Origin of the sequence: Helicobacter pullorum NCTC 12824 (assembly GCF_017979475.1) — a bacterium.
GTDB lineage: Bacteria > Campylobacterota > Campylobacteria > Campylobacterales > Helicobacteraceae > Helicobacter_D > Helicobacter_D pullorum.
On the sequence record NZ_JAERIT010000003.1, the window covers coordinates 156718 to 169900 of the forward strand.

Consider the following 13183-nt stretch of genomic DNA (forward strand, 5'->3'; position numbering starts at 1 on the left):
AAATAGAAGCAAAAATGAATTTATGGCATTCAATAGGATTTCAAATCAATGAGAGTTGGGCTAATGTAAATCTCCAAAGTCCATAGGCTATGCCAAACATAATAAGAGCGGTGATAAAATCTACAATTGCCCAAGTTTTGGGTGTTTGAAACCATAGCCTTGCTTTGTGAGAAAAAAACCCAAGACTTGCAAACCACATCAATGATGCACTCATTGCCCCAACATAAAATATGATTTTTTGTGCAGAATCCAAAGTCAGTGAATACGCCCCTATCACAACTATAGTATCGATATACACATGGGGATTTAATAGCGTGATAGCAAGGGTTTGTAAAATAATACTACTTAGCGAGGTTGTGCGAGAATCTGGGCTAAGGCTTTTTAATGCTTTTGTTTTAAAAGCGGATTTAAGTGCCAAAAGTCCATAGCTTAGCACAAATAAAGTCCCCAAAGCACCAAGAGTGATAGTAAGATAGGGGTTTTGACTAAAAATTCCTGCTACACCAAATACGCCAAGTGCGATAAGCACTACATCACACGCTATGCACACAAGACAAACAGCAAGGATATGGTTTTTCATAATGCCTTGTTTTAGCACAAAGACATTCTGTGCCCCAATGGCTGCAAAGAGCGAAAAAGAGAGCGCAAAACCTTGTAATAAGATAGAGAGATTCATTGCATTATTCAAATAACGGCAGCTCCCTCATCATATTTCTTAGCTTTATCGCCACCCTTGGCATATGCTCGGCTATGCTTAGTCCTACTAAATCATAGTTTGTGTTTATGGCATTGATGAGATTTACTACCTCGGCTATCTTTAGCCCGTTTTCTACTACGCCAACCGCCATTATAAGCTCACTAGGATCTAGCACATCTAAGTCAAAATGCACCACCACCTTAGATTTGCCTCTGCTTTTAAGCCATTCTAAGAGCTTTGTAGAATCTCTTGATTCCTCTGGGCTTAAGTATTTTACCCCTATTTCCTCACATCGCTCTTTTTTGCCCTCAAAGTCTCGCACACCCACAAGGATAGAATCTTTAGGGCTAAAATGAGCGGGTAAAATTCTAGCTATGCCATCTGTGTCAATCAGCCCAAAACAAGCTGCTAACGCCATAGCGTGGTATCCCTCATAACTATCGCCTTGTAGATTCAAATCCTTATGTGCATCTATCCACACGATAGCCACATCGTCGCTATATTTGTGTGCAAGATAGCTAAAAGGCACGATAGATACAGAACACTCACCCCCAAGTGTTAGAATCTTATCAGGCTTTTGTGTGTTTAAAATCTCTAATGCCGCCTTGCTTTGCGCAACAATCTCATCATAGTTTAAAATGCCATTTTTGGATTCTCGCACGCCAGATTTTGGATATTCAAGCGAGATAGGCACTTTGGCGGTTTTGCTAGTTATATTTTTAGGGGCTAAAAACTCCAAAAGCTCCGCACCCAAATAATAGCCCAAGCTAGAATCCTTTTTACTTAGCTCCGGCACTAATCTTGCTATATCACCGCCTTGCCATTGCGGATAGAGTAGTCTTAAGGTGTTCATTTTCTAGCCCCTTTATATGCCTCTACCACGACTTCCACACGCATTTGTGGTAATCCAAGCCCAGCGACTTGCACCATAGTCCATAGTGGTGGTATTTGACAACGCTTTTTAAATTGAGAAGCCATAAGCTCATTTATCTCATCTGTTATCTTGCCTGTGAGATATATCGTTACGCTATATACTTCACTCCAGCTACTCCCAGCAGATTCTAAGACAAAGCCGACATTTTCAAAGGCTTGATTAATCTCATCTTTTAGCTCTTTATGTGGGAAGTTAAAATCTCTATCCCAGCCGCCTTGCCCTGAAATCTTTATAATCTTATCATCTATGATAACCGCCGTGCTAGCCCCAGATTCTTTGAAATTATTACCAATTGCACCTTTTGGGTTATGCACCATTATGCCTTGCTTTTTTGATTCGCTCATTACTACCTCCTTTGCAAATGCGTGAAAACTTAGAATCTGTATGCCAACAAATAATGTAAAACTATGCAGAATCTGCATTGTGTGCTTGTGCATTCTAAAACCTTTGTATCAACATAAAGCACAATGGTAGCAAATTCTATCAATAAAGTAAATATGCACTTTTTTGTAATAAACTATAAAATTTGTAATATACTATACTTTTGGAAAGTTAAAAAGATATAGTTTATCAATAACTTTGCATAATGCCAAAATAACAACTTTTATGATATTTGTTTTTTGTGTATTTTGCCAATTATTACTGTTAAGATTCCCAAAAGCACCATATACCAACCAAGTGCTAGAATCTGTCCGCTTTCCTTTGCCCATGCAAAAAATATAGGCGTTAGCCCACCAAAGAGAGCATAAGAAATATTATATGCAAAGGAAATTCCGCTATATCGGATAGTTGCTGGGAAGCTTTGTGTCATCACAATGGGCGTAAAAACCATAAGCCCCGCACTAAATGCCATAAGATAGTATAAAAGCAATAGCACATCAAGAGGCATATTCCCATAATTTACACTGCAATAAAAGCCTAAGGCAAATACCGCCAAAGCAATGCCAAAAAGCAAACTCACCCTTGCCACTCCAAGCTTATCGCTAATAATCCCTGCAAAGACATTGCCAGAAGCAAGAAAAAATATCGCGATAATTTGATAGATGACTTTTGAGATGGGATTGAGGTTAAACACTTCGCCTAAGAGATTTGGGGTCAAAAGCACGGTTATCACGACACAGCCTGTCAAAATCCAAGTGCTAAAAAAGGATTTTATCACGCTAAATTGTGAAGTTCTAAACACTTCTTTGATAGGGAGATTCTGTGTTTGCTTGAGGGCTAGAATCTCTTGAAATACTGGCGTTTCATTCAAAAATTTTCGCAAAAAGAGTGAGATAATCCCAAAAATCCCCCCAAGGATAAAGGGTATCCGCCATGCGTATTCCCAAATCTCTTCTTGAGTAAAACTCGCATTGACTGCAAGCGTAACGATACTGCCAAGCAAGATTCCAGAAACTACAGCACTTGTAAAGATTCCAAGATGAAAGCCTAGTGATTGTTGATTGCTATGCTCATAGACAAATACCCACGCTCCTGGTAGCTCTCCACCAATAGCAATGCCTTGCAAGATTCGAATTACCAAAAGGGCGATAGGTGCAGCATAGCCGATACTTTCAAAGGTTGGCATAAGCCCTAGTGCAAAGGTTGGAATCACCATAAGCAAAATAGAGAGCATAAACATCTTTTTGCGTCCGCTTTTATCCCCAAAATGTGCCATAATGATCCCACCTAAGGGTCTTGCAAAGTAGCCCGCTGCAAATGCTCCATAGGTATTTATGCTTGCCCAAAAGGGGCTAAGTGTGCTTGGGAAAAAGAGGCTAGAAATCACTTGCGTAAAAAATACAAAAATAATGAAGTCATAAAACTCCAGCATTCCGCCAAGTGAGCTTAAGCCTAGGACTTTGATTTCATCTTTTTTGAGTTTTGCCATTTTGCTTCCTGTGCATTTATTTTAAGATGAAATTATAATACAAAATAATCCACAATACCATTTAAAGGGACGCATTAACAAGATAAATGCACAATGGGCTTAGTTATAGGGCAAACACTTTTTGCAAATGTGTCTTATAATCTGCTTTGTATTTTTCAAAATCTGGGTCTTTATGCACATCATTACACATAAAGCTAGGTAAAGCCTGCATACCCATAAATTCGTGTGCCTTATGCAAATGGAAAAGCAATCCATCAATGCCTTGAGATTCAAAAAACTGCCCAGATTCTGTAAATGCTTCTAGGGGTGCATTCCAAGTTGTGCCAAAGAGATATTGTTTGCCCTGTGCTAGTCCCCCACTACCATATTTTTTACTAGGATCTTGCTTACTTCTGCCATCATTGGCATAGAGCTTGGTATGTCCAGCATACAGCACTTCATCTATGTATTTTTTCACAATCCATGGCTCACCCATCCACCAGCCCGGAAACTGCCATATCCATACATCAGAATCTAGGAGCTTTTGGAGTTCGGCTTCCACCTCATAACCCTTGTCTATATGCGTCTCAAGCACCTTTAGCCCTAGAGATTCTAAAGTCTCTTTTGCTACATTATGCAGTGCCTCATTAAGCTTACCACCAGATTCACCAAAGGCTTTACCGCCATTTAATAAAAGTATTGTTTGCATAGTTTTTCCTTATTGTTTCATATAATTAGCAAGCATTTTCACACTTTCCACATCTCTGTGGTTTATAAAGTAGGTTTTATTTTCATCGAGTTTTGCAATCATTTCCATATCGCTAGAATCTAGCTCAAAGTCAAAAACATTAAAATTCTCTCTCATACGCTCTTTGCGTAAAGTCTTTGGAATCACTGCGATTTCTCTTTGGATAAGCCAGCGTAAAATCACTTGTGCCACGCTTTTGCCATATTTTGCCCCGATATTTTGCAAAGTAGAGTTTGTAAAAATATCATTTTTCCCTTCAGCAAAGGACGCCCACGATTGCATAGCAATGCCATATTCTTTTAGGATTTTTTGCTCCTCTTGCTTTTGAAAAAACGGGTGGCATTCTATTTGATTAAGTGCAGGGATAATCTCATTATGAAGGCAAAAATCCGTGATTCTATCGCTATAAAAATTACTTACTCCAATGGCTTTGATTTTGCCTTCTTTATAGAGTTTGCTTAAGCTTCGCCATGCCCCATAGAGGTCGTTATAGGGTTGGTGGATAAGATAGAGGTCAAGATACTCTAGTCCTAATTTTTGCATTGAAGATTCAAAGGCTTTTATTGCTTGTGCCTCGCTCACATCATCAATCCAAAGCTTTGTAGTGATAAAAAGCTCTTCGCGTTTTATCCCACTTGATTTGATTGCTGCACCTACGGCTTCTTCATTTCTATACGCTGCGGCAGTATCGATGAGGCGATACCCCACTTCTAGAGCATCTTCTACGCATTTTTGTGTTTCTTTTGGGTCGATTTGAAAAACGCCATAGCCTAAGATTGGCATTTTTACACCATTATTTAAAGTGATGGTTTGCATTGTGTTTCCTTGAACTTGAAATTTGTGATGAAATTATAATCTTTTTAATATTTTTGTGTCAAGAATGCACTTTTTTGTAATATAATATCATTTATGTAATATACTATACTTTTACATAGTTTAATTACATAGTTTCAATGTTGGAGTATATTATGGCAAAACGCAAAAAAGATTCAGAAATTCACTTAGATATCACAGAAGAAAAAAGACAAAAGTTAGAATCTTATCATTGCACGATAGAAGCGGGGATTGCGATGATTGGAGGCAAGTATAAAATAATGATTATTTATCATTTGATGAAAGGGGCATTGCGATACAACCAAATTGCTAAAGCCCTGCCAAACGCCACGCCTAAAATGCTTTCTCAACAGCTAAAAGAGCTAGAATCTGATGGTATCATCACCCGCACACTCTATCCTGTCGTGCCGCCAAAGACGGAGTATTCACTCACAAGATTAGGAGAGGCTCTAAAGCCTGTGATAGAATCTCTATGTGCTTGGTCGCAGGGGTATTATGAGGCTTGCGGTGTTGAAGATATACACAAAAGTGAATTGCCCGATAAAACTAACTGCCCCAAATAAATGCTTAGATAAATATACAAAGGCAAATATTTCAAAGTAGATTCAAAAAAATACAATTAGCACAGCCTTGATTCTGCCCTTTCTGCTTTGATTCTACTCTTTTTGCCTTTTTTGAAATCCATAAACTTCCTATAAGAAGAATCTACAAAGCCTAAAATGCTAGCTCTCTTAGAAATCAACCCCCTAATTTAGAAAGCATACCTAAGCCCGACACTACCGCTCACAGAAGTAAGCCCATTATCATAAGCTTGTGCCATAACAGTCGCACTCAAATCCCAATTTTCGCTAATAGGCAAATTAGCCCCTGCAAAAACTGACCCAAAAAACTCCTCTTCATTTTCATATTTGATTCTGGAAACTCCCATTCTCACTTCATAATCCTTATCGCCAAAAACCGGCTTCCCTTGAACCCCCTCTATTGCTACAAAAAAAGAACCGCCATTTTCATTGATTTTGCGGTATTCCACACCCACAGCACCATAGAGATTCATAAAGTCATTTTCGCTTCTTGTTATGGGCAGGACATTCCCATTTTCTCTGTATTGTGGCATATGATAATAACTTCCAAAAAATCCAATATAAGGCTTTAAGCTATGCCCATTTTCAAACTTCACTCGATATCCAAGTCTTGCTTGAAAGCCAATATTGTGCGTATCATAAGAGGCTGTATTATTTCCAATCCCTGCAAAAGTCCTTGTGTATTCACTTTGGGAATTTGTATAGTATCCAAGCATATCAAGTTCCACTGCTTTGGTTAAATGGCTCCTCCCATACAAACCGATATTATAATTATATCCATCGAGGTCCATATTCTCAGCTTTCATATTGCGTTTGCTCACAGAGCCGTAGATTCCGCCAAAAAAGCTATCTTTTATCTCTTTATCATAACCAAAATTGATTCCATAATCTGAAGTATCGCTATCTTTATAATGGGAATACCCAGCTAACACATTCACATACACATTGTTTTTAGTTTCTTCTTTTTCAAAATAAGGCATTCTCACATAATCCCCAGCAATGCTTGCGTATTTTTGTTGCGAATTAAGTGCGTATTGAGTCCTTGTCGTATGGGCGATTCGCCCTAGCATATTGTGGTGCATTACCGAGCCTTGATAGGATTTAGGACCTTCTTTGATGTGGTCAAGTTGCTTTTCTATTGTTTGTGTTGCTTTGTGCAAAGTCGCCTCATCATCGATGATTCCGCCTTTCCCTACCAAAGCTTCATAAATAGCGTTATAAACAGGATTATTAGAAGTTGGGCGATTAGGCTTTTGTGGGTTGTCCCCTCCACTCTCACTTCCGCCGCCTAAATCGCCACTTCCTTGATTTCCTCCATTTCCAGAATCGCCGTTATTATCACCGCCTTGATTCTCATCATCGGGATTATCTGCATCAGAATCACCGCTTCCGCCCGGATTCCCTCCTTGTCCTGAATCTCCCCCAGTTTCTCCATCGCCTTGATTTCCATCAGAGTTATCGCCATTAGAATCGCCTTCAGAATCACCACCATTCCCGGGTTCTCCACCTTCATTGCCACCTTGTCCATCTCCGCCTTGATTTCCTCCATTCCCAGAATCGCCAGAATCACCGCCGGTTTCTCCACCACCTCCGGTATTTCCGCCATCGCTACCTCCATTTCCAGAATCTCCACCTGAGCCACCACTGCCATCGCCTCCACCTATATCGGGGTCTATAGGGGGTATCGCACCATTAAAACTTAAATAATATTTATCGCCCACTTTTACAATCTCGGCATTATTAATCGTTCCTCCGCTAGAGCCAATCACCTCGACTTTGCCCTCTTGTAAGCTTGTCCCATTTAGGCTAGGCGTGTCCAAAATTAGATAGGTTTTATTATCGGTTTGCATCAAAGGATTAGCGAGCTTAAACTCCACACCGCCATCAAAAGTTGCAGAATTAGAAGCATTGATAGAGCCAAATCCACTACCACCGCCGATAAATTTGATATTAGCAGTTGTATCTAGGAAAAAATTCTTTGTGTAAATGCTTGATAAATCTGTCAATGAAATATCGCTACGATAAGCTTTGAAAGAATTTCCAACTCTCAAAATCGCATTATCAGAGAGATTTACAGAAGAGTGATAAAGCACCCCTCCCCCTGCTAAATCCTCTCCTTGTGCGTCACTGATAAAATCATTTCCGACAATCACTTCAGAATCGCCTGAAGCGTTTAGTGTTCCTTGTCCAAAATAGTCATAATAGCGGCTTGAATCGTGATTCCCATTTTCAAAATTTCCCTTAACTTCAAAAATTCCACCTTTGATTTCAATAAGAGCATCTTTTCTTGCGCCATTTGAGACTACATTATCAAAGCCTGCATTATATAAAGAGCCGGTTATGGTAGTAGTTCCACTATTTTGCAAAATATATCCACCATTATTGGGTCTAGTATAGCCCTCTTGTTTATTGTAGTTGTATAAACTTGTATCAATGTTGATAATTCCACCATCATTTTTTAAAGTCGGAGCATTATTTGTGGAGGTCATAATGAGTCTATTTACACCACTTATATTTAAGATTCCGCCATTTTGCACCACGATATTTGCATTATGTTGCATATCCATAGCATTTACATTTTTTATGTCAATTGTTCCACCATTAGCTATAATATTACCATTAACTATAAAACCTCCATCACTTGTCCTACTATCCATATCTATTATTAAGTGACTTCTTTCATTAACTTGAATTTTTTGCCCTTGATTATGGTAGAATGACAAATGTTTGCCTGAAGCTGTATTGGTGTTGGGGTCTTTTTTTAATACCAAAGTTGAATTGCCTGAATTTGTCGAATATTCAAAATTTGTTCCACCGTTATAACCAAAATTATTTCCTCTATTATCTTGGAAGTTTGGGTCTCTTTGCAAAGTTACATTAATACTATCCCCATCATTTAATGTTACATTACTCTCTTTAAAACTTCCCGCCCAAGTATCTCCATTATTTACTGCTAATGCTGAGCTGCAAGCCAAAGATAGAATCAGAAATTTTCTCATATAAATAACTCCTCTAAAATTCTTATCAAAGTTAATAAAATTTTAAACTAAAAATATTAAAACATAAAAAAATATTATTTTATAATAAGCTAGCTTAAAGTTAGCCCTAAGTTATGCAAATAAAATCCTTTGCAATCTTGCTAAAGTAAGGGATTCTCTGGCGAGTTTGGGAGATTCTAAAATCTAAGAATCTCTATGCTTGGCACAAGAGCATTACAAGCTTTGTGTAATGCTGCATAAAGATAGAAAAACCCAAAGCAAAATTGTAGTTAGGAATTTGCTCTATTTCGTAAATTATCATATTTGATTAATGTTTGAGGGTTGCAAAATTCTTTAAATTTTGACTTGACAAACACTAAGTGTAAGGTCTTATAATTTACCTTGTGAAATTAATTTTAAGTGAGTGGATTCTATGTTGTTTTATAAAATATTTAATCTCAAGCAAGAAGAGTTTAAGCTCTTTTTGTATGCGGCGAGTTTTATCTTTTTGCTTTTTGCAAGCTATGCTATCTTGCGTCCTTTGCGTGATGCGTTTGGGATAGAGGGTGGAGATAAAGAGATTAAATGGCTTTTTCTTGCCACCTTTATCACGACACTTCTTGCTTCACTCCTTGCAATGTGGCTTAGCACGAGGGTAAAACGCAAAAATTATCTTAATGCTATCTATCTCTTTTTTGCCCTCAATCTCTTAGTCTTTTATATCGCGATGAATCAAGTATCTCCACATACACAAGGCTTTATTTGGCTTTGTCGCGTGTTTTATGTGTGGGTATCGGTGTTTAATCTCTTTGCGATTTCTAGTGCGTGGAGTTTGCTTGCTGATGTGTTTAGTAGAGATTCTAGTAAGCGACTCTTTGGCATTATCTCTGCTGGAGCAAGCCTTGGGAGTATCGTTGGAGCATCAATGGTAAGCTTGCTTGTTACCCATATAGGCAATACAAATTTTATTTTTGTTTCTATCGTGTTTTTGCTCCTAGCCTTAGTGATAAAATGGTTTTTACTCCAAGAAGCACACAATCTAGCCCCAAATAAAGAATCTTTTATGCAAAGATTCCAAAAGCCCATTGGCTCTAAGAATCCTTTTGTGGGATTTAGCCTTATTATGCACTCAAAGTATCTTTTGGCGTTTCTTGCTTTTATTTTGTTGCTTACAAGTGTCAGCACCTTTTTGTATGTGGAGCAAGCTAGAATCATCAAAGAGCTTTTCCTTACGCGTGAAGAACGCACACAAGCTTTTGCTAATATTGATTTTATCGTGCAAATGGCAAGTTTTATTATCCAAATCTTTTTTACTGCAAAGATTGTGGAGTTTTTAGGTATGAAATGGCTGCTTTCTTTGTTAGGCTTTGTGGTGGGTGTGGGGTTTATTGTCCTAAGCTTTACGCATCCGATGTTTTTGCCCTTTGTGATTGTGATGAGTTTGTGTAGAGTGGGTGAATATGCACTTGTAAAGCCCGGACGAGAAATGCTCTTTGTGCCGCTAGATTCAGATTCTAAATACAAAGTCAAAAACTTCTTTGATACTGTGGTGTATCGTGGTGGTGATGCGATATCTTCACAGCTTGAAGGTGTGCTTATTAAATTTGGAGTGGGCATTACACTTTTAGTGGGTGCAGGATTGTCCTTTATATGGGGAGCTTTAGGGCTGTATCTTGCAAAGGGGTATGAAAATAAGATAAAAGAAAGTTAAAAGACTCCTCTTCCCCAAATAAAGAGGAGTCCAAAAACTTAAATAATAAAGAGTCAAAAATTCTTCGAGGGAAATCCCTCTAAACTAAGTCTTTAAAACTTATGCCCACCCCAAACAAATCTCAAAAAAGATGGGCAGAGAAATTATAGCAAAGAATGCTTAAAGTAAGTGAAATTTTATTTAAATAATCAATACAAATAATATAGCGACAAAAGATTCCTCTATTTCTAGCCTTTGAGAAATTTAATCGTTCGTGGTTGTGGCAAATATTTCTGTTTATAATAGTTTTAAGTGGTTAGGAATCAAATATAAGAAATTGTGTTTATTGTGTTTGTAATATGTGTTACAAAATATTACATTTTATATTTGGTAAAAATAACAAAAATGAATAATTTCATTGCTATAAATTACCTAAATATAGGAATTTATAGAGATAAAAAGATGAAAATTTTTATATAAATTATATAAAAATTTATATAAAGAAAATGCTAGTTTATGTGATTTTATTACATTTCTTTTTTTATCTAAGGTAGTAAAATAAAAGTGTAAGCTAAATATAAGGAGGAGAAGTTGAGTATTCATCGTAGAGATTTTCTAAAAGGTATGGGGGTAGGCTCTGTGGCATTGGGTATACCCGGGACTCTTGGTGCTTTTAGCGGAAAAATTGAAGGTTCATCTAAATTCGTCCCTAGCATTTGTGAAATGTGTAGCACTCGTTGTCCTATTGAAGCAAGAGTGGATAATGGGAGCAAAGTATTTATACAAGGGAATCCCTTTTCTATTGCTACAGGTGGGGCGGTTTGTGCTAGGGGAGGTTCAGGAGTAAGTCAGCTTTATGATCCAAATCGCCTTGTTAATCCTATTATGAGAGTGGGAGAGAGAGGGGAAGGCAAATGGAAAGAGGTCAGTTGGGAAGAAGCGTATGGGTATATTGCAAAGAAACTGAATGAAATTAAAGAAAAATACGGAGCACATACGGTTGCATTTGCATCAAAAACGGGTCCTGAACAAACCTTTTTAAATCAATTTGCTTATGCTTATGGTAGTCCAAATATTTTTGATCATGGGAATACTTGTCCTTCAGGCTATACTACAGCGTTAATGAGTGTGTATGGAAATGGCGGAGTAAGCAGAGATTTTGCAAATTGTAAGTTTATGCTGAATTTTGGACATAATGTGTATGAAGGTATGGTGATTAGCTATGCAAGAGGTATTACACAGGCATTAGAAAATGGCTGTAAATTGGTTTCCCTTGATCCGAGATTTTCTATTTTGTCTTCAAAAGCAAGTGAGTGGATTCCAATTCGCCCGGGTGGAGATGCTGCCTTTATGATGGCTTTTTTGCATACCTTGATTTTTGAAGAGTTGTATGATAAAAAATTTGTTGAAAAATACACTATCGGCTTTGATAAGCTTAAAGAAAGCATTAAAGATTATACTCCAGAAAAAATGGCAAAAGAATGCGATATTCCTGCTGATAAAATCATCGCACTAACTAGAGAGTGTGCGAGTTTCGCACCGCATTGTATGGTGGATTTTGGGCATAGGGCGACATTTACTCCAGAAGAGATTGAATTTAGGCGTTCTATTGCAATTGCAAACGCACTTTTGGGGAATATGGAAGTTAAAGGTGGATTGTATTTTCCAAAAGGAGCTGGAATCTACAATAAAATCGCAGGAGAAAAGGTAGCACCTATATTTAAAGGCTCGATTCTTCCAAAACTTCCAGAGCCAAAACAGCCTCGCATTGACTTTGTAGATGTTAAAGAAGGGGAATTTAGCAAGATTCCTAAGAATCGTGGTGTTTATAGCAAAATTTATGAATGTATTTTAAGTGGTAATCCTTATGCACTAAAAGGTGTGTTTATTACGCGTTCTAATCCTGTGATGACGGTGGCAGGCTCTGATTCTGTGGTGGAGGCGATTAAAAAGCTTGAGTTATTTGTGTGTGTGGATGTTTATATTTCAGATACCGCACAATATGCAGATATTATATTGCCAGAATCTACTTATTTGGAGAGAGATGAGCAATTTTTGGCAAATAATGGAAAAAATCCGGGCTATCAAGTGCGTCAAAAAGTAGTAAAAACGATTGGAAATACAAAGCCCTCTTGGCAAATTTATTTGGAACTTGCACAAAAAATGGGTTATGGCGATGCATTTCCTTATAAAGATATGGACGATTTTAGAATGAAGCAGGGATATGAGTATCCAGAAGATATGTTTGAAATCAAGCATAAAGGCTTGATGAGCTATGGAATCCCTCTTCTTGCTAGAGATCCAGAAAGTGTTAAAAAATTTGTAGAGAAATACCCTAATTCTAAGCAGTTTTTGGATTCTGATAATGAGTTTGCAGAGTTTTTGAAATGTAATACCAAAAGTGGAAAAATAGAGCTTTATGATGAAGTGTTGCAAAAAGCTTGTGGTAGAGGAGGATTGACTTATAATGATCCAAAACTAAAAGGTGATGGGGATTTTTATTTTATTCAAGGCAAAACCGCGGTGCATACAAATGGGCATACAGCTAATGTTCCATGGCTTAATACTTTGATGAATGATAATGCAGTGTGGATTCATGAAAAAGTGGCAAAAAAGATGAATCTCAAAAAAGGAGATAAAATCAAAATTACAAGCAAAAATGGAAGCCAAATTGGCAGTGTTTTGCCGACAATTGGGATTAGAGAGGATACGCTTTTTGCGTATTTTGGTTTTGGACATACAAGCAAGCACAATACCATTTCTTATGGCAAAGGATTGAGTGCGGGGCATTTGCTAGAAAATACTATTTCGCCTGTGGCAGGAAATAATGTGCATACAATTGGCGTAAAAATTCAAAAGGTTGAGGGGTAAA

At 37.7% G+C, this 13183-nt stretch carries 11 protein-coding genes; 3 read left to right on the plus strand and 8 right to left on the minus strand.

Going from position 1 to position 13183, the window contains the following annotated elements; genetic code table 11:
- Nucleotides 1–40: 40 nt before the first annotated feature.
- From JJQ98_RS03445 to JJQ98_RS03470, 6 genes are all read right to left on the minus strand, one after another.
- Nucleotides 41–688 carry a LysE/ArgO family amino acid transporter gene (locus JJQ98_RS03445; RefSeq protein WP_247596670.1) on the minus strand — a complete coding sequence of 216 codons (648 nt, stop codon included), beginning with the start codon at nt 686–688 and terminating at the stop codon, nt 41–43.
- A complete protein-coding gene (locus tag JJQ98_RS03450; RefSeq protein ID WP_151104853.1) occupies nt 681–1550 on the minus strand; it encodes an arginase family protein in 870 nt (289 codons plus the stop codon). The genes JJQ98_RS03445 and JJQ98_RS03450 overlap by 8 nt, the downstream gene beginning before the upstream one ends.
- On the minus strand, nt 1547–2068 hold the full coding sequence (locus tag JJQ98_RS03455; protein ID WP_210670775.1) for a Rid family hydrolase: 522 nt from the start codon (nt 2066–2068) through the stop codon (nt 1547–1549). Before JJQ98_RS03455 ends, JJQ98_RS03450 begins: the two co-directional genes overlap by 4 nt.
- Before the next feature lie 167 nt (nt 2069–2235).
- Nucleotides 2236–3501, minus strand: a complete 1266-nt coding sequence (locus tag JJQ98_RS03460) for an MFS transporter (RefSeq protein WP_151104854.1) — start codon at nt 3499–3501, stop codon at nt 2236–2238.
- Nucleotides 3502–3604: 103 nt separating this feature from the next.
- On the minus strand, nt 3605–4189 hold the full coding sequence (locus tag JJQ98_RS03465; protein WP_151104855.1) for an NAD(P)H-dependent oxidoreductase: 585 nt from the start codon (nt 4187–4189) through the stop codon (nt 3605–3607).
- A 9-nt stretch (nt 4190–4198) separates the two neighbouring features.
- Nucleotides 4199–5044: an aldo/keto reductase gene (locus tag JJQ98_RS03470; protein ID WP_151104856.1), complete on the minus strand. Its 846-nt coding sequence runs from the start codon at nt 5042–5044 to the stop codon at nt 4199–4201.
- Between the two features lie 152 nt (nt 5045–5196).
- Between JJQ98_RS03470 and JJQ98_RS03475 the strand changes: the two genes are divergently transcribed.
- Nucleotides 5197–5625: a winged helix-turn-helix transcriptional regulator gene (locus JJQ98_RS03475; RefSeq protein WP_151104857.1), complete on the plus strand. Its 429-nt coding sequence runs from the start codon at nt 5197–5199 to the stop codon at nt 5623–5625.
- A 56-nt stretch (nt 5626–5681) separates the two neighbouring features.
- Here the strand turns inward: JJQ98_RS03475 and JJQ98_RS08890 are convergent, their stop codons facing one another.
- Both JJQ98_RS08890 and JJQ98_RS03480 read right to left on the minus strand, forming a co-directional pair.
- Nucleotides 5682–5804, minus strand: a complete 123-nt coding sequence (locus JJQ98_RS08890; protein ID WP_281728920.1) for a hypothetical protein — start codon at nt 5802–5804, stop codon at nt 5682–5684.
- Nucleotides 5805–5813: 9 nt separating this feature from the next.
- On the minus strand, nt 5814–8642 hold the full coding sequence (locus tag JJQ98_RS03480) for an autotransporter outer membrane beta-barrel domain-containing protein (protein WP_151104858.1): 2829 nt from the start codon (nt 8640–8642) through the stop codon (nt 5814–5816).
- Nucleotides 8643–9054: 412 nt separating this feature from the next.
- On the opposite strand from JJQ98_RS03480, the gene JJQ98_RS03485 reads away from it, so the two are divergent.
- On the plus strand, nt 9055–10332 hold the full coding sequence (locus JJQ98_RS03485; RefSeq protein WP_151104859.1) for an NTP/NDP exchange transporter: 1278 nt from the start codon (nt 9055–9057) through the stop codon (nt 10330–10332).
- A 570-nt stretch (nt 10333–10902) separates the two neighbouring features.
- Nucleotides 10903–13182 carry a thiosulfate reductase PhsA gene (gene phsA / locus JJQ98_RS03490; protein WP_247596671.1) on the plus strand — a complete coding sequence of 760 codons (2280 nt, stop codon included), beginning with the start codon at nt 10903–10905 and terminating at the stop codon, nt 13180–13182.
- The last annotated feature ends 1 nt before the right edge of the window (nt 13183 follow it).